17 protein-coding genes are annotated in these 23,883 nt (G+C 45.4%); 2 read left to right on the forward strand and 15 right to left on the reverse strand.

Going from position 1 to position 23,883, the window contains the following annotated elements:
• Positions 1 to 9: 9 nt before the first annotated feature.
• Genes L1D15_RS05985 through L1D15_RS06015 form a run of 7 tightly spaced genes read right to left on the reverse strand, consistent with a single transcriptional unit; the run spans position 10 to position 5,734 of the window.
• On the reverse strand, positions 10 to 1,794 hold the full coding sequence (locus tag L1D15_RS05985) for a GNAT family N-acyltransferase (RefSeq protein WP_239874995.1): 1,785 nt from the start codon (positions 1,792 to 1,794) through the stop codon (positions 10 to 12).
• 1 nt (position 1,795) lies between these two features.
• Positions 1,796 to 2,248: a hypothetical protein gene (locus tag L1D15_RS05990; RefSeq protein ID WP_006961775.1), complete on the reverse strand. Its 453-nt coding sequence runs from the start codon at positions 2,246 to 2,248 to the stop codon at positions 1,796 to 1,798.
• Between the two features lie 15 nt (positions 2,249 to 2,263).
• Complete coding sequence (locus tag L1D15_RS05995; protein WP_239874996.1) at positions 2,264 to 2,701, reverse strand: YHS domain-containing (seleno)protein; 438 nt, start codon at positions 2,699 to 2,701, stop codon at positions 2,264 to 2,266.
• Positions 2,698 to 3,444 carry an NRDE family protein gene (locus L1D15_RS06000; RefSeq protein ID WP_239874997.1) on the reverse strand — a complete coding sequence of 249 codons (747 nt, stop codon included), beginning with the start codon at positions 3,442 to 3,444 and terminating at the stop codon, positions 2,698 to 2,700. The genes L1D15_RS05995 and L1D15_RS06000 overlap by 4 nt, the downstream gene beginning before the upstream one ends.
• A 3-nt stretch (positions 3,445 to 3,447) precedes the next feature.
• On the reverse strand, positions 3,448 to 3,969 hold the full coding sequence (locus L1D15_RS06005) for a hypothetical protein (protein ID WP_029236169.1): 522 nt from the start codon (positions 3,967 to 3,969) through the stop codon (positions 3,448 to 3,450).
• 51 nt (positions 3,970 to 4,020) lie between these two features.
• A complete protein-coding gene (locus L1D15_RS06010) occupies positions 4,021 to 5,151 on the reverse strand; it encodes a D-alanine--D-alanine ligase (protein ID WP_239874998.1) in 1,131 nt (376 codons plus the stop codon).
• Positions 5,135 to 5,734 carry a VTT domain-containing protein gene (locus L1D15_RS06015; RefSeq protein WP_239874999.1) on the reverse strand — a complete coding sequence of 200 codons (600 nt, stop codon included), beginning with the start codon at positions 5,732 to 5,734 and terminating at the stop codon, positions 5,135 to 5,137. The genes L1D15_RS06010 and L1D15_RS06015 overlap by 17 nt, the downstream gene beginning before the upstream one ends.
• A gap of 377 nt (positions 5,735 to 6,111) precedes the next feature.
• Between L1D15_RS06015 and L1D15_RS06020 the strand changes: the two genes are divergently transcribed.
• The gene (locus L1D15_RS06020; protein WP_239875000.1) at positions 6,112 to 7,071 is read left to right on the forward strand and encodes a glycerophosphodiester phosphodiesterase family protein; all 960 of its coding nucleotides are present in this window, start codon (positions 6,112 to 6,114) and stop codon (positions 7,069 to 7,071) included.
• Positions 7,072 to 7,302: 231 nt separating this feature from the next.
• Here L1D15_RS06020 and L1D15_RS06025 read toward each other — a convergent pair whose 3' ends face one another.
• The 3 genes from L1D15_RS06025 to L1D15_RS06035 form a co-directional block, all read right to left on the reverse strand.
• Complete coding sequence (locus L1D15_RS06025) at positions 7,303 to 7,728, reverse strand: VOC family protein (RefSeq protein WP_239875001.1); 426 nt, start codon at positions 7,726 to 7,728, stop codon at positions 7,303 to 7,305.
• Positions 7,729 to 7,965: 237 nt separating this feature from the next.
• Complete coding sequence (locus L1D15_RS06030) at positions 7,966 to 9,195, reverse strand: DUF1343 domain-containing protein (RefSeq protein WP_239875002.1); 1,230 nt, start codon at positions 9,193 to 9,195, stop codon at positions 7,966 to 7,968.
• 93 nt (positions 9,196 to 9,288) lie between these two features.
• On the reverse strand, positions 9,289 to 11,301 hold the full coding sequence (locus L1D15_RS06035; protein ID WP_239863528.1) for a glycoside hydrolase family 3 protein: 2,013 nt from the start codon (positions 11,299 to 11,301) through the stop codon (positions 9,289 to 9,291).
• Positions 11,302 to 11,847: 546 nt separating this feature from the next.
• On the opposite strand from L1D15_RS06035, the gene L1D15_RS06040 reads away from it, so the two are divergent.
• On the forward strand, positions 11,848 to 13,794 hold the full coding sequence (locus L1D15_RS06040; protein WP_239875003.1) for a metallophosphoesterase: 1,947 nt from the start codon (positions 11,848 to 11,850) through the stop codon (positions 13,792 to 13,794).
• Between the two features lie 137 nt (positions 13,795 to 13,931).
• Here L1D15_RS06040 and L1D15_RS06045 read toward each other — a convergent pair whose 3' ends face one another.
• From L1D15_RS06045 to L1D15_RS06065, 5 genes are all read right to left on the reverse strand, one after another.
• On the reverse strand, positions 13,932 to 15,089 hold the full coding sequence (locus L1D15_RS06045) for a DUF1501 domain-containing protein (protein ID WP_239875131.1): 1,158 nt from the start codon (positions 15,087 to 15,089) through the stop codon (positions 13,932 to 13,934).
• An 11-nt stretch (positions 15,090 to 15,100) separates the two neighbouring features.
• Complete coding sequence (locus L1D15_RS06050) at positions 15,101 to 16,459, reverse strand: DUF1800 domain-containing protein (protein WP_239875004.1); 1,359 nt, start codon at positions 16,457 to 16,459, stop codon at positions 15,101 to 15,103.
• Between the two features lie 198 nt (positions 16,460 to 16,657).
• Positions 16,658 to 18,838 (reverse strand): 1,4-alpha-glucan branching protein GlgB, encoded by a 2,181-nt coding sequence (gene glgB, locus L1D15_RS06055; RefSeq protein ID WP_239875005.1) that lies wholly within the window; start codon positions 18,836 to 18,838, stop codon positions 16,658 to 16,660.
• Positions 18,839 to 19,092: 254 nt separating this feature from the next.
• Positions 19,093 to 21,273: a 4-alpha-glucanotransferase gene (malQ, locus tag L1D15_RS06060; RefSeq protein WP_239875006.1), complete on the reverse strand. Its 2,181-nt coding sequence runs from the start codon at positions 21,271 to 21,273 to the stop codon at positions 19,093 to 19,095.
• Between the two features lie 100 nt (positions 21,274 to 21,373).
• Complete coding sequence (locus tag L1D15_RS06065; protein ID WP_239869609.1) at positions 21,374 to 23,827, reverse strand: glycogen/starch/alpha-glucan phosphorylase; 2,454 nt, start codon at positions 23,825 to 23,827, stop codon at positions 21,374 to 21,376.
• Between the last annotated feature and the right edge of the window lie 56 nt (positions 23,828 to 23,883).

Genomic DNA, 23,883 nt, shown 5'->3' on the forward strand with positions numbered 1-23,883 from the left:
TCATTCCCCCTATCGGAGGACTTGAGCTGATGGTTTGTTGCTAACTGGCGCAGAATGAGTCTCCTGGTATGCAGCAGCGGCCTCCCGCCCCATATATTTACCTAATGTTCTGACTGGTACCGAAGTCAGGTCGACGACAATCAAGCCATCCAGCGCAAAGTTAAAGGCAGGGTCAACATTAAAGCAAACCAGCTTACCGTTCATTCCGAGGTATTGTCTCAATAACACAGGTAGCCCCATGCCTTGCTCAAGGCGACTCAGCACTTTAGAGAGCAACGGTAAATCAGCCAATGAACTCAGCATGTCCGGACGCCAGAATTCCTGACCACTTTTCTCTAGTGGTGTGGTTGGCGATACAAGCTTTGCCTTCTCTTCATCGTAATAATGGACAGACATTACCGATGCAATCAGCTGCCTCGCGACCGGGCTGTAATCATTGCTGATACTGACTGGACCAAATAAATGTGTGTATTTCGGATGGCGCTCAACAAACTTGGCGATGCCTTTCCATAGCAGGAGTAAGGAATGCATGTTACGTTGGTATTGTTTCGACACAACAGAACGCCCAAGCTCAATCGACTGGCCTAACGTATCAACAAACGCTTCGTCATAATTGAACAAGCTGGTGGAATACAGCTGCTCTATCCCACCTTTAGCGATCAGTTCATCCACAAGACCTAAGCGATAAGCACCCACTAAATCTTGGTTTGCACGGTTCCAGACAAACAACTGATGGTAGTGCGGGTCAAATCTGTCGATATCGCACGATAAACCGCTGCCTTCACCGACTTCACGGAAGCTCTCTTCACGCACACGGCCAATCTCCTCCATCATGTGTGGAATCACATCCGTTGGAGCGCAGTAAACATCAAAGTCACCTTGTTCGAGGAGCTTGTATTGTTCAATCTGCGACAACTCATTCTCCAATGTGGCAACACCAACAGGGGCAATGATTGGCTCGGCATCATCCGCCTGCAGTGCAGACGTCTGTGGCTTTCCCATGCTGCCCATTAAATACGTGTTCAGGCGGAAGTACTGGGTAATGTCTTCTTCATCCTCAAAACCTTTGATTTCTGAGAATGGGATGGCATTACCGATGGAGACGGATATCGTCTGCCCTGATTTGTTCAGCAGTTCACGTCCAAGTAGCGCCGTTCTCAACAAAGGGTGGATTCGTCCCGCTTGATAGAAGAGCTTGCTGTTCATGCCATTGATAAAAACCGGCACCGTTGTCGCTTCGGCATGCTTCACAAACTTGGCGACGGACTTACTCCACGCTTTATCGGTGATTTTATTTTCATTCGCCTGCCAAGCAGAGACTTCGCCCGCAGGGAAGATAATCAACACCCCACCCTCTTTGAGGTGCTGATTTGCTTCTTTGATCGCTTTTCTGTTGGTCTGTCTGGCTTGTTCTCCACCAAATACGTTCACTCCAATGAACAGGTCATCCAGTTCAGGAATGCGTTTTAGCAGTTCATTCGCCAGCACTTTTACGTCCTTTCGCGCCTTAGAAATCAGAGACGCGAGAATTATCCCTTCAATGCCACCAAACGGATGGTTAGCAACAATCAGCACCGAACCTTCGGCGGGGATATTTTCCAGACTACCATGGTCAACTTCATACTGGGTGCCAATTCGGTTGAGCGCTTCTTGCATAAACTCAAAGCTGTCTTCCGGCAAGATATCTTGCTTGTAGAGTGCGTCGAGTGTTGATAAACCCGTTGCCCACTCCACCATTGACTCACCAATACCAAACGGCGTTTTTCGCGGCAATCTGAAAGGACTATCCAACATATTAAGCTCCTTTTGCTAGCAAGTTATGCGTAAACGTTCCTTCCGTTTTCACATCACGGATGAAGAGGAATACACCGCACGACCAAACAATACATGCCATACCGAATAGCAAACCACCGTCGTCACCAACAATCTCACCCATAGCGTTGAACTCGGGCATAACAATGCCTAGTGGAGTGAATAGGTGGAAGAAAATCGCACCTGTCATAATGCCTGCACTCATTGCCGCACCAACACCGTGTAAGCGAGTAAACAGCAGGATTGAGGCAATCAGCTCGGAAAAACCAATTAAGTAACCACCGTAAACACCAAACCATTCAATCCCTGACCATTCCCCTAGCGTGCCAAAGATATGGTCCGTCTCATAAGAGCCTGAGAACTTGAAGAACAACGATTGAATAAAAACAAAGGCAATAAACGCTGAAGGAATATGCTTAATCGGAGAAAATTTCATAGAGGGAAGTCCTTGTTAGTTAACTAAAGTTGGCCAATTGATATCAGCTTGTTTGATATGGCCCACTCGATCGTCATCCCACCAGCTTTTCACTTCTGCGTCATAGTTCAAGTAAAGCTTACCGTCGACGATCGCCCATTGTTTTGGATCCGCTGACGCAAAATCGTTTTTAGCTGAAATCGCCCACGCGCAGTAACCGCCATATTGAGGAGCGTAAGCTTTAGGGTCTGCTTTAAATTTGTCTAAATTTTCCTGAGAAGAGAAATACCAGTCAGCGCCCTCATACTCAACTTGCCACTTGCTATCTCCTTTGACAGGTTTGCCTTCGGTAAAATAGGCCACCGTGTCATAACCGCTCACTGCCTTGCTACTGAAAATTCCGGTGTAGATTTTATCTGCTGACCAAGATGGGAAGCTGGCTAGCATGATTAAAAGGGCAAAAAATTGCTTCATTTGAAGACTCCTTGTTCTACAACGTCGGCCTTCAAACAACTTTGTGTGGTTCGAAAATCAACATTGCGGTGGTTGTCGATTGATTGGTAATTCATCTCTTGTTTAGTAGAAGACACGACAACTGAGGTAAAACTTACAGTGCGAGCGTCATTTCTTTCCATAAGAGGAGAAAGGTGGGGATAGCTTTCATCAAACGTCTGATGAAAGCGTTGGCCTATCTCTTCATCTGGCGTCGTCAACACCAATTCGTTAAACAGACTTAGGCGATATTGTCTCGCTTCTTCGTAGTGCAAAGCCGCTGAGACTATCGGAGCAGACGCATGTGAACGCCTGAGCTGATCACCATCCCAAGTCCATAACACGGTTTCATTCGCTGTTCTGCGCGTATCGAAAGAAACCACAGTGAAAGGTGCAAAATGTGTGAGTCCCATTTCCAACAATCGAGCATCGACAGTCTGGCTGGAACAACTGCTGGCAAGACGTTTAATGATCATGCCCCGGCTGGTCAGCGGACCTTGCGGTGTTTTCCCTTGGTAGAAGTTAAGTAGGCAAACCGTGACACCGTGCTCATTGGCGGAAATCCAACTGCCCCCACCCACAGGGTCAATCGGCATCACACAATGCACACCATCAATGACCAGACTTTGTGGCTCAAGCGCTGGCAGGCGAGAACGCTGCTCGTCGCGATTGAAATAGACTTCGTAGTGGTTATTGCCATGGTAAATCCAAGATAATGTACACATAGATTACTGCGCCCTTTGGTAAGTTGCCGTCGTTGGTGCGACGCCAAAATGGCTGTCTGATGCCACGCCTCTTAACGATGCCACGACTTTCGCCATCGCAAAGTGATGAGTAGCGTGCAGCGCGGCGAAGGTAATTTCGCGGACAAAGGTCGAAGTCACTTCTTCAACGTGCGTTTGAGAGAGCATCACTTCTGTTTCAACCTGAACGGGTTGATTCAGTTCATTGGCTGGTAAACCAAACAGCCACTCAATCAGCTCAGCTATCTCCTGCTTGGCGACATTAATATCTCGCTCGACGTTATGACCGCGGCGGCGAACGTTGTAATCAATTTTGTCACGGTCCAAACGAATAGCATGAAATAGGTCGAGCCAATGGCGGTAGTGCTCTCCAATCGAGCTGCTCACATGAGGCTGGGCGATATAGGTATAATCTTCCGGTTGCAGCGTTTCTAAAAACTCGTAGCCCTGATTGAGCGTCTCAATACAGCCGACAACGGCCTGAGAAGTCTGAGATTTAGCAAGCATGGCTGAAAGCGTCGAAGTATTGTTCATAAACATTTTTCCTGCGCAGAGCTATTAATCGGTCATGGGATAAAGCTGAGTCAGCAATTTTTCTTCTCGCCACGCCCGTAATAGCGCACCCAGAGAAGGCGTCTGATGGCCTTGCTGTTTGTGTTTGGAACCAATTTGATAAAGCAAACGGTACTGCTTAAGCAGCGTACTAAAGATATGCGACAGTGATGTGTCGCTGTCCCAAATATGCGCAGCTTCACTACTCGCACCATTAATCTCGAGAATGTCGAACGCTTCACCACGCATTAATGCATTGATATCTTTAAATTTCACATCAAGGCGACCGTAGTTAAAGCCATCAAAATCACCGAGAACTTCGTCCAGCTTTAGCTCGAGAGCCTCCGTGATGAATTGATTGCCATCGCGGAAAATACAACCACGTGAATGGCTACCCGCAAATGCCAACTGAAACTCGTCCCCTTCCGGAATGACTACATCGAGATGTTCGCTATGACGAGGCAGATACAAATGCTGAAGTTTGCCTGCACGTGGACAGTGTTCAATCAACTGTTTGAGTGAAGAGCGTCCATCACCCGTCACACGTGGGGAGTATTTAAGAGTGATGGAAATAACCTTGCCTCGCTCCTCTCCCGGTTGTCTGACATAGAATATGCCTGCTTCAGCACTGTAGTCCGAGCGAACTTGCAACAGAAAGCGTCCTTGAGAAGGGAACTGAGCGATATAGTCTTTGAGTTGTTGATCGCCATTCACCAACTTGACCCCAACTCCTCGGCAACCCAAATCAGGCTTTGCCACAAGAGGGTAAGTAATTCCTTGCTGTTTAAGTTGTGCTTTTGCCTGTGTAAACAATTGCTCTTCGTTAGTGTCAGATTTCTCCAACGTAATGAAAGGCAAAATCCACTGGCGAGTAATATCTCCAGCCGCGCTGAAAATGTCGTGTTTCGATTCTCCCACCATGCCGCTGAGTTTGATCGCAGGGTTAGCAATCAGCGGTAGCGCCCAATCTCTGTGATATAGGCTTAATGCTGCACTTTGGACAACCACAGGGGCATAAACAAACCAAGCTGGTAAAAATTCAAATGGCGAGATGACTCTTTTCGGTTCATGGAGAACAGGCATTCCCGCATTGACCTTGCCTTGTGGAATCATTTCGACATTAGCGAGCTGTGTCATAAGAGCCTCTTAAAAACGTTTTTGTAATAATTTTATTGAGCATCCACATTAAGCATAGACCTGCCGGAATCAGCACCCAGCTAATGTGACTCTCTTTCAGCCAAGCCACACTGCCCAACTGGTAGAAGGAACCAAAAATCAAAGCAGTCCAGAGCCCTGTTGCACCAATCACCGCGACAAAAAATCGCATCACAGGCACATCAAGAAAACCGCTTAGGGTAAAGCCCACAGTGCGTAGACCAGGAATGAAACGAACAATAAACAGGGTAACAAACGCGCTCTGATGAAGTTTCTTCTTCACTTGACGGACACGTTGATATTGGAAAATTCGATATCGTAGCAATCGCACACGTTGCGCACTTTTTCCCATCAGATAGAGGCCAAGATCTCCTGTGGCAATCCCAACGAAGATAGCCGCTAGCGCCATACTCATTGGCATTAACTCTTGTACTGCGAGCGTTGCCGCGGTCACGATGGCTAAATCTTCCAGTAAGTAAGAAAGCAGGATGATGCCAACAAACAGCATTGCGACTGATGTATGCCCAGCGTACAACCATGCCTGTATCTGATTTGCTAACTCCATCTCTAACCTCAGCCATACTTCTTCAAATGTTCAGCGCTACTCGCATAGGCTGGCTAACTATCCATGGCATTTATTGCTGCGCCATGGTTAACAAGATAGGGAAATCAATGAGAAAATTTCACATACCTACAATTTAGTTGAAAAAAAACAGCTAAGGGGGCGAAAAAACAGAGTTTTCCGTAATTCGTACCACTAACGCGCTAAGCTGATGGGCTAAGCTAGAAAAAGCCAAAGATAACGCAAGTGCGATTTGGCTGGAGGGTGTATCACAATTCGATTTTATGATGTGCCAAGATATGTAGAGAAAGCCACTCAAGCGGTCGCTCAGCATTTTCGTATCCATATTCAGTAGCTTCTGCAATGCATCAAGGCTTAGTTTGCAGTCAACACATGTAGAAAAAATTCTAGAACGGCTAGAGGATGCCAACAGTCATCGAGATCACGTCATGATTGTTGCCCATAGAGGCTTATGGATTAAAGATGGCACACCTATCTATGCAGAAGGCTCTTTAACATCGATAAATAAGGCGATCGAATTAGGCATCGAAGCGATCGAGCAAGATATTCGAATGACTAAAGATGGAGTGTTTGTCGGTATGCACGATGAAACGCTTGACCGTACTACAACATGCACAGGGGAAGTCGTAGAAAAGCTTTGGTCTGAGTTAAAAGAATGCAACTTGGTTATCACGGATAACTTAGGAAAAAATAGAGTTGTAACGAATGAGAAAATTCTCAGCTTAAATCAAATCTATCAAGCGATTGATGGCAAAATTCTATTAAATCTTGATAACAAAGTTGGCGTAAATTACTTTCCTGAGATGATTGAAATGGCTCGAGAGCAAGGTGTTGAACATCAACTTTTGGCTACTATCAATCAGAATACGCCTGAACAACGCCAATCAGCCTCACAAATGCTCAATATCATTGGTGAAACAAGTGCCAACTTTCTTCCCAACCTTTATGATTCCCATGTCAATCTGGATGATGTAGAACGTTCACTTCAAGAGTATTCCCCTTCTGCTATGCAGCTGAGAAACTACCACGCTCCTGATGGAAAAATTACTATGGATGGGGGGATCTTGTTTAGTCAAAAAGCAAAACAGCTCGCGAATCGATATAATTCTCATATGTGGATAAACACGCTTTATACGTATAGGGAACAAGCCGGTATGCGCTCAGGTGGACGCGGAGATGAAATGGCAGTTTATGCAAACCTTCCTAGTGAAGTTTACGGCTTTTGGGTAAACCAAGGAGTCACCATGTTTCAGACTGATGAACTTGAGTTTTTGTTGGGCTGGCTGAAAAGTAATGGTTACCGAACACCCTATAACTGATCGGCTTCCCCATACCTATCTGGGCCATTAGCTGACATAATTTATGGGGTCGACTTGCACAATGATACAAGTCACCCCCTATCGTTAAAATCTATATCAAACCGTGGTCATACCCAATGTAGCCATGAATTCCACTAGCCTGTCGGCTTGTACTGTATCCACTGCTATCTTGTTCTTTCCCACATGCTTACATGAAAGGCTCTGAGCCAGAACTCTGAGCTTGAGTTTTCATCAGATAACGAGACTGCCATCATCATTAAACTCCCAACAGTCGCCATAAGCGACTTCCCATAGATAGCCATCGGGATCGGAGAAGTAACCGCTATATCCTCCCCAGAATACGTCTTGTGCTGGTTTGACAAGCTTGCCCCCTGCCTCGACAGCGACACGTAGAATGTCATCCACTTCATCTTTACTTCGCGTGTTATGCGCCAACGTAATACCACTAAAACCTGCCCGTTTTGCGGTAAAGTCGGGCGAGACATCATCTGCTAATGCTTCAAGAGGATATAGCGCTAAACAAGTCCCGCGAGTTTTGAAAAATACGATGCCTTCTTCCGGTGTTTGAGCCGATTCAAAACCAAGCTTCGTATAAAAGTTAAACGAGGTTTTAAGCTGGCTGACGCCAAGCGTAATAATGCTGATTCTAGGTTCCATTACAGAGACTCCTTTATTGGTTTCATCCATAGTAGTGCAAATAGAATCACTGTGCTTAATTCAATATCGATTTTGTGTTTTGCCTAACCCGACCTAACCGTCATTGATTAACATAGTTCAACTTTATTATGACCTGAGTAATTGCGCGGATGTGGCAAGAATCGTAAGTAAAGGTGGGAGTGAGAAAGCTCAATTTGCCGCCTAATCGTGTCAACTAGGCGGCAGAGGTAACCTATTTTACTCAGGGTATAAACGGTATTTTTCACGCATACCGCGATATTCGTCTAATGCGGGCTCCCAGCTTGCTTCGATTTCCTCGTATGGGGTGCCATTGCGGATTTCGTCTAACACTGACTCAGTACCAATCAATTGTGCCAACCACCAAGGGCGATCAACAATACATACGTGACCTTCTGCATCTAACTCTGCGCAGCTGTCTTCATAGCCAAGTGCACGCATTTTCCAGTACCAACGATATAATGGCTCTAGGGTGAATTTGGTGTCTTCCGGTGGGGCGATACGGTAGCTTTCTCCCCATACATACTCACCTTGTTGTGGCCAAGCTGCAGGATCATCCTCAATTTGAAATTCGTAGTTTATGTACAGATCTGGATCCGGGTAACCAATGACTTCAAAGGGAGTATCGGTACCACGACCGACGCTGATGGTGGTCGCTTCAAACAATCCCAAGGTTGGGTAGTATTGAACCGCTTCATCGGTTTGCAAGTTTGGTGACGGTGGCGTAGGTAGTGAGTAAGGCGTACTGTGAGTATATTCCGGCACCTCGACCACTTTCAGATCTTCATCGTTAAGTTGAATTTCGTTGGCCATCCAGCGCTCGCCATTAATCATCAGAGCCAGTTCACCCACAGTTAGGCCGTGAACAACAGGAATCGGAGCCATACCAACAAAAGACGAGTGTTCCTCTTCCATAATAGGGCCTGCGATGTAGTGCCCATTCGGGTTGGGACGATCAAGGATCAGCACTTGACGATCATTTTCAGCAGAAGCCTCCATAACATATTGCATGGTACTGATATAAGTATAAAAACGGACACCGACATCTTGCATGTCAAATACCATAACATCGACGTTTTCTAAATCTTCAGGAGTTGGCTTTTTATTATCGCCGTGCAAAGAGATGATAGGTAGGCCAGTATCTGGGTCGATGCCATCTTCGACATGGTCCCCAGCATCATGATCGCCACGAATACCGTGTTCTGGGGCAAATAAAGTCGTCACATTAACTCCATGCGCTAGCATGGTATCAATGGTATGAGTACCATCTTGAGTATGTGAGGTTGGGTTAACCACCAAACCTACCCGTTTACCTTCAAGATAAGGTAAGTATTCTTCAGTTTGATCCACACCCACTTTAATCTGAGCGTTTTCACTGACATCCTCTTCATCACAGCCGCTAACGATCAGAACGCTAGTCAATACAGCTAAGGAGAGTATTCGTTTCATGTTATTTCCTTATAGTTAAGTTCCATAGTCAGATTGGAACGTAGGGCAATAAAAAGCCCTTCCCCGCGAGGGAAAGGGCTGAGGGCATAGTGGTTATTGTGGGTAGCTAAGTCCGTGGCCAATTTCGTACTTAAGATCGCCCATTTCACCATCTTCATTTTGCTCGAAGATGTTGACTGGCAGTTTGCCAGCTGGGTTGAGATCACCCAGAATCACACGGGCAGCTGCATCCATTGCATTGGCACCTAGGTCAACACCGTTATCATCAACACCATAGTAGTTATAGGTAGCAATAGTGCTGTGAGATACTTCATCAAAAGTAATTTCATCGTATGGTGCACGCATGGTTAGATGAATCACATTTTTATCTTTAGCATGGTTGTACGCATAATCCATCATGTTGTAGGCAAACTGGTTATTATCCACTTCTACCTTACTTTGCGTTTCATTGACGTTAAACACTAGTGAACCAGAGTTAGCTTGCGCGAGCTTGTTGTTTGATACTCCGTAATCACCATTATCTTCAACAGGTGTTGCTTCCGTGGCAGAAGTACCCACAATGATGGTGTCAGCATCGTCAATCTTACGCTTTTCAATTTCTTCTAGGGTATTGGCAATTATTACACCAGATACATTGGTCACGCCATGTTCGATAAGCGCAGCTTTCAGTGCTTCAGCTTCATCACCTTCGCCAGCATCAGGCATGATGATGTGTACTTTGCCAATGCTATGTGCAGGAAGCGGTAATAGATCACCTTCATTAGTGATCAAAGTCATGGCTTTATCAGTGATGTCTTTTTCAATCGCTTGGTGCTCATCATTACCGATGATTTCTTGAGCTTGCGATTGAATATCAGTCAATAGTTGTGCGCCATTATGATTGAGGATATTACGCTCAAGCTTTGTGGTGATAATACGCTCAACGGAGCGATCGATATCAGCTTCGGAGAGTTCACCAAGTTCAACGGCTTCAACCACTTCATCAATCAGTTCCGTAAGCTGATTTTCACCACTTGTTGTGCGGAACAAAGTTGGCATTAAAGCGATATCCACTCCTGCTTGGAAAGTCTTGATAACCGCTTCAGCTTCGCCAAAGTAATCAGCAATACCTGCCATGTCTAACGCGTCAGTAATGGTCAGGCCTTGGTAATTGAGCTCTTCACGTAGCAGCTCAGTTTGAATTTTGTAAGACAGGGTTGCCGGAACCAACATCTCCTCACCGGTTACGCTACTGGTGATGGTTGAATCGTCAAGTGCCGGGTATTGGATGTGCGCCGTCATGATCATGTCCGGTGCTACACCTTGTTCAATCGCTGTCTTGTATGGCGCTAAATCAATGGCATGGGCTTCTTCTAAGGTTTTATCTACAATCGGTAAGCCGTAATGAGAGTCAACTGCAGTATCGCCATGGCCCGGGAAGTGCTTGAAGGCACCAATAACATTAGCGGCTGCCATGCCTTGTGCCGCTTGGCCGCCAAGAATACCGACTGCTTCTGGGTCTTCACCATAAGATCGAACATTAATCACTGGGTTAAGTGGGTTAGACTGAACATCAACCACAGGGGCAAAATTGACGTTAAAGCCAACAGATCCTATTTCTGTTGCTAATACCTTGCCAGCATCATACGCCAATTGTGAATCACCGCTGTTAAGGTAGGCTGAACCCAGTGCCATGTTGCCCGGTAAGTTAGTGCCTTGGGTACGCGGAAGGCGAACCACATTACCACCTTCTTGATCTATGGTCATGAACAGGCCAACCGGCTGCTCATCTTCAACAGCATCTTGCATATTCCAGATAAGTTCTGCTGTCTGGTCTGTATCAACAAGGTTACTGCTAAATAAAATCACCCCACCCACTTTATTGTGTTCAATGACATGGCGAACACTGTCATTTATTTCTGTCAGGCCATCCGTACACTCTGCGTTGCCATCGTCACACCAGTAACGAAAAGACATAACAATTTTCTGAGCAATTTTTTCTTCAAGAGTCATTGATTGCGTAATAGCTTTCGCTTGTTCATCAATGCTCATTGTATCGTCATTACACCCTACTAATGCCAATAGACAGCTAGTAGCTAATGCAGAGACTTTAAAGCCCTTCTTCATGGGTATTCCTTATTTCAACTTCAATATTAAGTGGAGTGAATTTGATAGTTTAAATTAGATTAAAATAATCATAAAACAGTACAACGGAAAAATAATCCACTGCTTTCCACCATTTTAAAGATATGTATAACCCACTTATTTTTCTGAGAAAAAAATCACATTTTTAGCTTTGACGCCCCCTTTTAACTATTAATTATATAAACAAAGACAATTAATTATAATGCCAAACTTATCAATTATAATTTATTTATATTTAATTAAATACAAGAGATAAATTTTAATAGATATAAAGACAACAATAAACTAAAGACATGAAATGAGTTTTATTAAATTATATCTAATTATTTTTTAATTTAACAAACAATATATAAACACAATAAAAAACAATATTTATATTGATATATGCCATGCACCATGATTTATAGAGTAAAACCAAAAACAAAAAATAATCATTATCCATTATTATGTTATCTTAATAATAAGAGAATATTTTTTTAATAATTCCTAGATAAGATTTTTCTCTTTTTAATAAACCGTTAATGAAAAATGAAAAAAATCCTGTTAGCTTTACTCATTTCGCATACTTTAACTGGCTGTGATTTCGATACAGACGACGATACACGAGAATCAGAACACAACCTTACCCAAGAGAGTACATTAAAGGTGGGTATACTCCCTGACACGCAAGCAGATGGTGTTACCGTGGCGGAGCATACTATGAGAGCCGTATTGGATAAGCACCTAGAAAATGGCGTAAATGTCGTGATCGCTGTCGGCGATCTAGTCGATCAAGGCAATCAATCTGAATTTGAAAGCTGGACTAGCATCGCGCGTGAATACCAAGAAAAAGGGCTTGAGTTCTTACCTCTTATGGGTAACCACGAAGAGTCGTATAGTTTCATGGTGGATTGGATTGACTATATGTCTGAGTTCATTCCCAAAGATGCAGTCCACCAACCTAAAAAAGAATGGATCAATTACTACGTAAAACGTGAAAATGTATTGATGATTCAGATTTCTTACTGGGAACTCGCCTTTGCTTATGAATGGATAAAGCAGGTAGTGGCTGAACACCGAGATGATGTTGAACATATTTTCATCAATAGCCATGATGGTCTTATCGGGGCTAAGTATGGCCAAACTCGGGAGCTGATTGTTGAAGGGAACAAAAACGATGTACGCGGAGAGCTACTTGAAGAGCACTGGGATGAAATCAGAGAGTTCTTCTTCCAAAACGACATTATTTGGAACCAAGGCCATGAACATTTATACCAACGTTCAACAATTGATGCACCTGAATATCTGATCGATACAAAAGGCTCCACCCCAACAGGCGGTAACTATCGTATTCCTGTTTACACCCAAGTAATTTCTGGCAACGCATCATATAAAGGCTACAACTTTCGCTATGGAGAGCGAGATTTTGTCCAAAACATCATCCAAATGAAAATGGGGACTTTTGATGACACTTCAGAACATTTTGATGTCAACGCACCTCAATACACCATAAGTGGTGAACGCATAACCTATGAGGCTTTCGTTACACCTCACACCATTAAAAACAATAGTGAAGGACCTAAAGAGCTACAAACACCGGACTGGATCCTGATGGATAAATTTGATCGCACAACAAACCGCTGCGAAAAAATTGTCGATGCCATCACAATCGAAGCCAAAATGGAGACGGGAGATGCTCGTCCTGATGGGCATGATTTCTCCTTTAGAACGACGCCATGCGTTGACTCAAATCAGCTACATGCCCGTATTCTTGGTGGGCAAAATACATTATTCAATAGAGTCATTAATGCTGAAACAGCAATTGGTTGGGATGAACAAAGTCGAGCGAAAACACCAAGCGCACTATGGGCAAGAATGCATAACTACTTGTACCAAGATCATGAACCATGGACACCCAATTTTAATGCTAAAGAACGTGCTGTAGAAGGTATTATTGACAATACTGAATTTAAAATTCCACCGACTTCCATGGATATGAAAAAGCACATCACTCTAAGCTGGGATGACACCACTACCAAAAACATGCTGTCTGATGTATTAATTATATCCGGAATGACAACCCATACAGGGACCTATCAAGATGCCAATGGTGGCCGCTTAGACATTGAAGTCGAAGAAGGAGTCAAAACCACTCATGATGATTGGGATAAACCTGCCGAGCCAATGCCTAGCAACGCCACAAAGGATTGGGATATCAACCAACAAAAAGCCGTTGCGTACAGTGTAGAGTTCGACTTACCTCAATCCCAAACAGTTGATAAGGTAGCTTTAGCCACGTATAAAGATAATCAATGGGTTCCCATGGTATCAAAAGACTGTGTGTTGACTTTACCATACGAAGATACCTACTTGGATACTCCACCCAATACGGGAACAAATTGTGATAGTGAGTTGATTGTTGGTTACGATGTCGATAAACAAGCTTTTTGGACGATCTTGCATGATGATGCTGAATTAGCTTTGATAAAACAATAATCATGTCAGTAAAGACCTGTGTAATAAGCACTACACAGGTCTTAATTCTAGCTAACAAATATGAACTCGATCACTTATCGACATTACCACTTTAAAATAGCTATTTGCCATTCCATCTGATGTCTCTTCCTTTCCTCCTAACTCATCCCTACGAACTCAAATCGCAGTGCTTTCGCTTTCTGGCTGTCTGGAAAGATGGTTTCGAGTTTCTTCGAGGTAACCGATAAATGTGGGCCCAGTACCCCTTTGATCACTGAGCGTGTATCTGTGGTCGGTTTGAGATCACGCCCTTGATATAAGTCAGCTTCCGCCAAGCCAGGCCAATGGCCTAGTACTTCTCCGCCTCTAATCGCCCCACCAGCCACGAACATTACATTCGCCGTACCATGATCCGTCCCCATGGTGCCGTTTTCACGCGCAGTACGGCCAAATTCGCTCGCGGCTATCACAACTGTCCGTTGCCATTGCTTGCCTAGCGCTTGTTTTAGAGATGCTAGACCAGCATCCAATAACTTCAACTGATTACTCAATCTACCGTTAACACTGCCTTGATTAGCATGGGTATCCCACCCTCCCAACTCCAAAGCCGCAATATTCGGCCCTGCTGGATCCGCCAAAATTTCTCCAGTCTTCTGCGTTAGGGATTGAAACTGCTTACCCACACCTCCGTCCCCTACCAGTTTGTCGATTTTCATCATACTTTCAAAGTTAGACGACAAGGTGGCGTCAGATTGAAGCAGTTGTTCAAGTAGCTCCGTTTGACGCTCTCGTGTTTTCAGTCGGTTTGGATACCAACTGTCGACTCTAGCTTCTCCCTGCATGATAAGTGGAAGGCCAGAGTCAATGGCAATGGCCTGATTCCGGCTTTCAATACTTAGCAATCGGTTGAGCCAACCTTCCGCATAGAAGGGATCTAATGTGCCATTTTCAAGTATCTTCTGACCATCAAAGTGGGAACGCTCTCGATAAGGAGTGGCACATGCATGAACAAAACTGATCTCCCGTGCCTGATACCACTGGTGACAAGCTTTAAGAGCAGGGTGAAGACCAAAAAAGCCATCTAAGTTCAGTAACTGCCCCTCATGGAGCCCAATGGTTGGCCTAAGCGACGCATATGCTTTATCACCATAAGGCACCACCACATTTAGACCATCCATCGCACCACGCAGAGATATCCAGATAAACAGGTTGTCGGAACGTGATTTGGCAAACACAGGCATGGGTAGCAATGAGCTCAGACTCAGTGCAGCAGCACTTTGCAAGAAGCGGCGTCTATTAGGCAAGGTAGATGACATCATGATTCTCCTTAGCGATACTGAAACTGCGGACTGAGCCAAAATAGCGATAGCTGCATCATTGGGTTCTTGGTTTTACTCAGTACCAGCTGAGTATGTTCATCCAGGTAGGCGCCATAGAGCTGTGAGATCACGTCATCGACCATTTTTTGCGGTTGGATGTTACTCGCTTTAGCCTGCTTGACCGCTTTGGCCGCCAACATATTAGCGACTTGTAACTTCTGTGTTAGAGCAGAAGGACTATTGTAGTCTTTGTCTCGGTCTGGCCAACCTGCGGGGGAGCCCGGATTGAATGCCGGCTGCCCTAACACATTCAACACATTCATCGCTTGTTTATCACTGATACTAATTTGCGCGCTGCGCAGAACAGCAAACAACCATTCTTTAGGCGTACGAAATCGCATCGGCTCAGCGGAACCTGCTGGCTCACTTTCGATCAACACTTGGTATACAGGACGCAGCTCTCCTGCAGATTTTAAATAAGCATTAGCCATTGCCGCCTCAAGCTCAGGGTAGGAGCGACCAAAGAAATGTTGGCATAATTTAGTCGCTAGGTGCTGCGCGGTATCAGGATGCAGCGCTAACGCTTGGAGGCAAGCTTCGCCTTGTTCTATTCCTTTTTGCGCATAAGTGCGGCCCATAACCTTCACCGCCCCTGGCTCATGCATGCTCGGTACAAAGCGAAAACCGACATCAGGTGATTTGAGTTTGATGCTCCAACCAGAAATCGCCTTTGCTAGTTCAATCACGTCCTGCTGCGTATAAGAGCTATCGACGCCTAGGGTATGAAGTTCAAGGATTTCACGAGCCAGATTCTCATTCAACCCTTTACCACGTCGTTTGCCAAGCTTGGAGTTAGGGCCGGTCGATGCCTGATTATCCAAATACATTAACATCGCTGGGTGCTTTGATACGCCCATGAGCATATCGCTGAAGTTACCACTCCAGTGTTGACGAACAACATCGTTCTCAATTTTGGAAGCCAGTGGCATCAAGCGTCGATTGTCGACGGATATGGCAAAATGATTGCTCCAAAACTGGATTAAGCGTTCTTGAAATCCGTATGGAGTATAAATGCTTTGTTGATGCCGAGCTTCGATCTGCTGGCGATAGTGCTGACGATAAAAAGCCTGAAGTTGCTCTTGCAGCTCACGCTTTTTCACCTCATCATTTTTAACTTTGGTTCGTTGCGCTTGGCTTTCACCAAGTTGAGTCAGAATCTCTTTGGTACTTGGTAAGGCTTGAATGCTAGGGTGAAGATAACTCACACCCTCTAGCTGATGCACCAGTGGTGAGGTCGGTCTTCCTAATTGAGGACCAAACCCAAATCTTTGTTCTGCAAGGATCTGCTCGTTTGGATAATAATTCATAACGCACTTCCTGATACGACATACTGTAAGAGTATTCTGCCTCTGTCAGGAAATGATGAGTTTTACCAAGTTTCAATCCGCCTAATGTCAATTTTTCGTTTTAGTGAAAATACCAGTTACTCACTAATCTATTAGGGAAGAAACCATCACCCGAGTATTTAGAGCGCAAATCTAGTATTTGCGCTCATCTTCCAAAGCTTACTTCAACTTGTAAAACACCGTCGCTAATGGTGGCAATCTGAGGGACAACGACTGTGGCTGGCTTTCACTCTCAACCATTTCTGTCACCGCACACTGTTTCACCTCATAACCACTACCGTTATAGCACTGGTCATCGGTATTAAGCAGCAGTTCATACTCACCCGCCAACGGCACACCCAGTCGGAACTTATCGTGAGGAACAGGGGTAAAGTTGGTAATAACCAAAATGCGCTCCCCATTATCGCTTAAACGTTCGTGGGCAAGAATGGAAGACTCAGCCGCATCCTGCAAACGCCATTCGAAACCACGTGGTTCACAATCCAGTTCATGCATCGCACGTTCAGATGTATACAACTTATTCAGATTGCGAGTGAGCGCTTGCACACCTTGATGACGTTCGAATTCCAGCAGGAACCATTGCAGTTGATCGTCGTGATTCCATTCAGCCGTCTGACCAATCTCTGCTCCCATAAAGTTGAGCTTCTTACCCGGTTGGCCGTACATGTAACCAAGATAAGCGCGCAAATTCGCCGTCTGTTGCCATTCGTCACCTGGCATTTTGTTGTGAATCGACCCTTTGCCATACACCACTTCATCATGTGACAAAGAAAGAACATAGTTTTCGCTATGTGCATAAACTAGCGGAAACGTGATGGTATCGTGGTGGTATTTTCGATGAACAGGATCTTCTTTGATGTAGGAAAGCGAGTCATGCATCCAGCCCATATTCCACTTAAAGCCGAAACCCAAACCGCCCATAAAGGTTGGAGCAGAAACCCCTGGGAATGCCGTCGATTCTTCCGCAATAGTCATCGCATTCGGGAAGTACTTATACACTTCCTCATTCATCCATTTTAGCGTTGCAATGGCATCATAGTTTTCATTGCTACCATCGACATTTGGGATCCACTGATCATGACTTCGCGAGTAATCAAGGTAAAGCATCGATGCGACAGCATCCACTCGGATACCATCAATATGGAATTGCTCAAACCAGTACAGAGCATTAGATACTAAGAAGCGACGCACGTGCTCACGGCCTAAGTCGTAAATGTAGGAATTCCAGTCCTGATGCCAACCTCGTCGCGGATCCGGATCATGGAAAAGCGGTGTACCGTCGAAATTGGCCAGTCCGTGATCGTCGGAAGGGAAATGAGCTGGAACCCAGTCTAGTACCACACCAATTTCAGCTTGGTGACACTGATCAACGAAATATTTAAAGTCATCCGGCGAACCAAATCGGCTGGTAGGAGCAAATAGCCCCACAGGCTGATAACCCCAAGAACCGTAGAATGGATGCTCAGAGACGGGCATTAACTCAACATGGGTATAACCCATATCGACCAGATAAGGAATAAGCTGATCAGCCAGTTCACGGTAATTCAAAAAATCGCCATTAGCATTACGACGCCATGAACCCGCGTGAAGCTCGTAAAAAGACAACGCTTCCTTACGCTTTTCAGTAACCGGTCGGCTTTGCCACTGAGTATCTTGCCAGTCGTAGCGAGAGTGATCATAAGTTACCGATGCAAAGGAAGGATACTGTTCCGCATACGCTCCCCAAGGGTCAGCCTTATGCGGTAGGCCTTCACCATTTGGCCCTTTCAACTCAAATTTATACTGAGTCCCTTCTTTCAAGTTCGGAATAAAGATGCCCCAAATACCATAATCGAGGCGCTGCATAGGCGTTCGTCGACCATCCCACTGGTTAAACTCACCCACCAAACTACATGCCGAGGCATGAGGGGCGTATACCAGAAAACGAACGCCCGAGATTTGTTTACCACCACGCTCTAAAGTCACAAACTGTGACCCCATGTGATGGTACATGTCTTTAGGCGTATGCAGATCATCATACTCTGCATAGATAGTATGATATTGGTAGGGATCATCGACGATCTGCTCTGAGCCTGACCAATGAACAGCAAGCTGATAATGCGTTTGAGTTAAATCTCTTTCTTGAGTCAAGATAAAACCGGACGCATCTTCGCGTTCAAGCTCGATTCTATCTTCGCCGTCAATCACTAATTCAACCTTGTCCGCACCGGGCATCCACACCCGTAACCCACCTTGCTTAGGTTCAAGATATGGACCAATAAAAGAAAATGGATCCGCAAACGAAGCATGCGAAAGTTGGTTATACAATCTGGTTTTCTTATCTAATGTTGCCGCTTTCAAGTTATTCTCTCCCTAACCTAACTTTCTGAAAATAGCCGAAAGTCTGCTTACATCTTTGAGGTGGATCATTGCGGACGGCAACGCTGACTAACAGGCGTTTAAATCGAAGCGCAACGTAAACAGCTTCTGGTTTTTATAAACAAAAGCCCGCTAAAAATGCGGGCTTAATATAGCATCTAAAAGTTTACCGCATTCCGGTTTAACATAGAGTGATAGAGTCGATATTTTTCTATGTTATCCGCGATAAGAGCCTGTTAATTACTCGCTTTTGCGCGAACTTCCGTCAACTTATGGGCAATGCGATTTACCTCTTCACGAGCAAATACTTCATCCAAATTCATTGACAGTTTACGACGCCAGTTTGGATACTCATCAACCGTGCCTGGAATGTTGACCGGCTTATCCATTTCCAACCAATCTTCTAACTGAACACTGAGCAATGTTGATGAGCCTGCAGCTACGTGCAATTGCAAAGCCTCAGCCAGATACGAGTCCATAGGAACGTACTGCGCATCTCGGCCCACACCTTCCGGAAGGTAGCCGTGCCAAGCCACAGAATCCAAAATACCTTGTTTACTTTCCAAACGATCTGCGAACAGGTTCTTTAATTGCTCTGGATCTGGGTACAGACCCAGCTCTTCGCCCATCTTTAAGTCATCACAGTGCCAGAAGCCACGTAAAGTCGGCATATCATGCGTACATAGCGCAGACATAGACTGCTCAGCATAATGAGCTGGTGAAATGTAACCACCGTCGTCTTCTGACGTTTCGAAGAAGAACACTTTGTATGAATGAACACCTGCATCACGCAAAATCTCCACGATTTCATCTGGCACTGTACCTAAATCTTCACCAATAACGCTGCATTGATGACGATGAGATTCCAGCGCAAGAATCGCTAGCATATCTTCCACGGGGTAGTAGATGTACGCACCTTTGGTCGCATTTTCACCTTTAGGTATCCACCACAAACGCAACAAGCCCAAGACATGGTCAATACGCAGTGCTCCACAATGCTTCATATTGGCACGCAGCAGTTTGATGTAGGCATCGTAACTGGTTTCCTGAAGCACTTGCGGGTTAAGCGGCGGTAAGCCCCAGTTTTGGCCCAGAGGGCCCAGAATATCTGGCGGAGCACCAATGCTGGCGTCCATCACAAGATTGCCGTCATCAGCCCAGGTTTCAGCGCCTGAATCAGCCACACCAACCGCTAAATCACGGTATAGGCCGACAGACATACCTTTCTCTTCAGCTAATGCCTGAGCTTCATTAATTTGGATATCCGCAATCCATTGCAGGTACATGTACAGATGAACCTGATCGAGATTCTGTTCAATAAACTTTTGGACAGCGGTATTTTCAAAACGGCGGAATTCATCTGGGAAAACTGGCCAGCCCCAAACATTAGCATTTTCAGCATGCAAAGAGGCATGTAGAGCATCAAATGCAGCCTGATGCATCAGGCTATCGCCCCCTTCTTCAACAAACGCTAGGAAAGTTTGAGCGCGCTCGGTGTTCTTATCCAAGTGGCGCTTCTTGAACTCATCAAACAGTAGCGGAAGGACGCTCAACTTGAGATCCGCCACTTCGGTGTAATTCACCCAATGCGATTCACGCGCTTTTTGTAAGCGCTGCTGGAATTCAGCACTGCCAACACGCTGTTGCGCTTCGATACTCAATGCAAACTCAGGTACAGAACTAACATCAATGTATAGGATATTTAACCAACGGCGTGACGACGGGCTATATGGGCTGGCGCCTTCAGGGTTTGCCGGGAATAATGAATGAATTGGGTTTAGGCCAACAAAATCACCGCCCCGGGAAGCAATATCAGCCACCAGCTGTTTCAGGTCACCAAAGTCACCCATTCCCCAGTTATGTTGTGTGCGCAAAGTGTAAAGCTGAATGCTCGGGCCCCACATTTTTTTGCCACTTTCGATGTCATCCTGTTTGTAACAAGCTCTCGGTGTGACAATCAGAGTCATCTCATAAGGGGACTTCCGACGTTTGCGAGTGATCGTCAGCTTGTGGTAACCCCAAGCCAAATCACTCGGTAATGTAAACACTAAAGGGCCACCCTCTTTACGTTCATCGCGAACGATTTGAGACTGAAGATAGCCTTCAAGTACCTCTCCCTGCTCGGTATCTAAACGCCAGCTGAACTCGCTTTCACGAGCACTTGCGCCAAGATTAAGTTCCACTTCCACTGGCTCAGCATCACGGACCACCAGCACTGAATCCAGCACATCTTTCTTGTGTTTTTTCTCTGCCGATCGCAGAAGAGTATCATCATTCGTCGTGTCGTAGCCTAAAGACGTCAATAAGTAGCGAATCGTTTCTTCGTCTACTTTTGCCTCATCTCCCCACGCGCTAACGTAGCTGTCGGCAATTCTTGCCATTTCAGCGACTTGTTGTAATGCGTTTTGTTCTTTCATCGCTCTCTCCGAAGGATTCAGTAACCTTCAAATGTAGGGTTTTTATTTATTTGTAATTAAGAGAGCCAAGGCTTAATAGCCTTGGCTTATTTCGGTGGAATTAGCGCTTAACCGCTTCTAATTTCCAGATATTGTTTACATAATCTCGAATTGAACGGTCTGACGTAAACTTACCAACCAAGGCCGTGTTAAGAATGGCTTTCTGAGCCCAACCCGCTTGATCTTTATATTGTTTGCCCATGTCTTCATGCGCTTGCACGTAAGAAGCAAAGTCAGCCAAACATAAGTACGGGTCACCGCCATCAAGCAAGCTGTCAAACGTTGCACGTAACAGACCAGGTTGACCTGGGGTGAACTCTTCGCCCAACAGTAGGTCAAGTGACGCTTTTAGTAGTGGGTCCGCGTGGTAGTAGTCATAAGGGTTGTAACCTTGTGCTTTAAGCGCTTGTACACCGTCAACGTCTAGACCAAAGATATAGATGTTCTCATCACCCACTTCTTCACGAATTTCAACGTTCGCACCGTCCATAGTACCGATAGTCAATGCACCGTTAAGCGCCATTTTCATGTTACCCGTACCTGATGCTTCTTTACCTGCTAGAGAGATTTGTTGAGAAACGTCAGCCGCTGGAATGATGATTTCCGCCATGCTTACGCGGTAATCTGGAATGAATACCACTTTCAGCTTATTACCGATACGAGGGTCGTTGTTGATCTTCTCAGCAACCTTGTTCACCGCGAAGATGATCTCTTTCGCTAGGTGGTAACCCGGCGCCGCTTTAGCTGCGAAGAAACAAACACGTGGCGTACATTCGAACTCAGGTTCGTTAATGATACGGTGGTATAGAGACAAGATGTGCAGCAGATCTAGGTGCTGACGCTTGTACTCGTGCAGACGCTTGATTTGCACGTCAAAGATAGCATTAGTATCTAGCTCGATACCCATGTTCTCTTTAACCCAATCCGCAAGACGCTGTTTGTTTTGCTTCTTAACGGCCATGAACTCTTTTTGGAATTTCGCATCGGTTGCAAACTGAGCAATACCTTCAAGCTGTTCAAGTTTAGCTGGCCACTCAGTACCAATCTTGTCTGAGATTAAGTTAGATAGACCCGGGTTACAGAACTTCAACCAACGACGTGGCGTAATACCGTTTGTTACGTTAGTCAGTTTGCCTGGGAAGATTTCATTAAACTCAGGGAACAGATCTTTTTTAACCAGTTCAGAGTGAAGTGCTGCTACACCGTTGACTTTGTAAGAACCAATCACACATAGGTTTGCCATACGAACCATGCGGTTGAAACCTTCTTGGATGATAGACAGCTTAGCTTGTTTCTCACCATCACCAGGCCACATTTTACGTACGTCTTGTAGGAAATGGTGGTTGATTTCGAAAATGATTTCCATGTGACGAGGCAGTAGACGCTGAATGAGCGACTCTGGCCATGTCTCTAGAGCTTCTGGAAGTAGCGTATGGTTGGTGTAGGCAAACGTGCTTGCACTGATTTCCCACGCTTTGTCCCAAGATAGACCTTTCTCATCAATCAAGATGCGCATCAGCTCTGGGATAGCGATGGTTGGGTGCGTATCGTTTAGCTGGATAGTTTCTTGCTTAGGAAGATCGGCCAGTGCAAAACCTGCGGCTTCATGGCGACGTAGAATATCGCGTACCGATGCCGCTGAGTGGAAGTACTGCTGCATTAGGCGTAGAGTCTTACCCTTCTCGTGGTTATCGTTCGGGTAAAGAACTTTGGTGATGTTGCCAGCATCAATTAACGAGTGCTGCGCTTCAAAGTAATCACCGTTGTTAAAGCTTGCTAGTGAGAATGGTGCAATCGCCTGACATTCCCAAAGACGTAGCGGGTATACTGTATCTGATTCGTAACCAACGATTGGCAGATCCCAAGGCATTGCTTTTACTGTCATGCCAGGGACCCACTTGCGAATTTCTTTGCCATTCTCGTGGCTGACTTCTACGTGACCGTAGAAACCAATTTCTTGTGCCAATTCTGGACGAGCGACTTCCCATGGGTAGCCTTCAACACCACGCCATGCGTCTGGTGCTTCTTTTTGACGGCCTTCTTCAAATGATTGCTTAAACAAACCGTACTCATAGTGCAGACCGTAGCCGACCGTTGGGAATTCTTGTGCCGCACAGGAATCCATAAAACATGCCGCAAGACGACCTAGACCGCCGTTACCTAGTGACGGGTCGCGCTCTTCTTCAAGTAGATCAGTTAAGTTATGACCTAGGTCAGCCATCGCATCAGTGATCTGCTCGTATAGACCCATGCTGATTAGGTTGTTACCTGTAAGACGACCGATTAGGAATTCTAGAGAAAGGTAGTTAACGCTTTTCGCGCTTTGAATCTTTGGGTCTTGTTCAGTTTTTAGTAGATCCAATGTCGTTAGCTCAGCCAAAGCTCGACCCATCGCGAGGTACCAATCACGCGGAGTCGCAGTCGCTTCCGTCTTTGCGTAAGTAGTCGATAGATGCTGCTTCACGCTTTCTTGGAACAAAGCTTTATCAAATTTTTTCTGTTGCGTAGGTTTCATTAGAGAAATCTCACTTATCGGTTTTAATCCATCTGAGACATATCGTGCATTGACAT

The organism is Vibrio sp. Isolate25, from assembly GCF_022398025.1.
In the GTDB taxonomy this organism is placed as follows: Bacteria; Pseudomonadota; Gammaproteobacteria; order Enterobacterales; family Vibrionaceae; genus Vibrio; species Vibrio coralliilyticus_A.

Bases quoted from the DNA above. Each gene is read 5' to 3' on its own strand.
- L1D15_RS06025 (WP_239875001.1), bottom strand. From the start codon at position 7,728: ATGGAACCTAGAATCAGCATTATTACGCTTGGCGTCAGCCAGCTTAAA.
- L1D15_RS05995 (WP_239874996.1), bottom strand. From the start codon at position 2,701: ATGAAGCAATTTTTTGCCCTTTTAATCATGCTAGCCAGCTTCCCATCT.
- L1D15_RS06005 (WP_029236169.1), bottom strand. From the start codon at position 3,969: ATGCTTGCTAAATCTCAGACTTCTCAGGCCGTTGTCGGCTGTATTGAG.
- L1D15_RS06030 (WP_239875002.1), bottom strand. From the start codon at position 9,195: ATGAAACGAATACTCTCCTTAGCTGTATTGACTAGCGTTCTGATCGTT.
- L1D15_RS06035 (WP_239863528.1), bottom strand. From the start codon at position 11,301: ATGAAGAAGGGCTTTAAAGTCTCTGCATTAGCTACTAGCTGTCTATTG.
- L1D15_RS06050 (WP_239875004.1), bottom strand. From the start codon at position 16,459: ATGAATTATTATCCAAACGAGCAGATCCTTGCAGAACAAAGATTTGGG.
- L1D15_RS06000 (WP_239874997.1), bottom strand. From the start codon at position 3,444: ATGTGTACATTATCTTGGATTTACCATGGCAATAACCACTACGAAGTC.
- L1D15_RS06065 (WP_239869609.1), bottom strand. From the start codon at position 23,827: ATGAAACCTACGCAACAGAAAAAATTTGATAAAGCTTTGTTCCAAGAA.
- L1D15_RS05990 (WP_006961775.1), bottom strand. From the start codon at position 2,248: ATGAAATTTTCTCCGATTAAGCATATTCCTTCAGCGTTTATTGCCTTT.
- L1D15_RS06040 (WP_239875003.1), top strand. From the start codon at position 11,848: ATGAAAAAAATCCTGTTAGCTTTACTCATTTCGCATACTTTAACTGGC.
- L1D15_RS06010 (WP_239874998.1), bottom strand. From the start codon at position 5,151: ATGACACAGCTCGCTAATGTCGAAATGATTCCACAAGGCAAGGTCAAT.
- L1D15_RS06045 (WP_239875131.1), bottom strand. From the start codon at position 15,089: ATGTCATCTACCTTGCCTAATAGACGCCGCTTCTTGCAAAGTGCTGCT.
- malQ (WP_239875006.1), bottom strand. From the start codon at position 21,273: ATGAAAGAACAAAACGCATTACAACAAGTCGCTGAAATGGCAAGAATT.
- L1D15_RS06015 (WP_239874999.1), bottom strand. From the start codon at position 5,734: ATGGAGTTAGCAAATCAGATACAGGCATGGTTGTACGCTGGGCATACA.
- L1D15_RS05985 (WP_239874995.1), bottom strand. From the start codon at position 1,794: ATGTTGGATAGTCCTTTCAGATTGCCGCGAAAAACGCCGTTTGGTATT.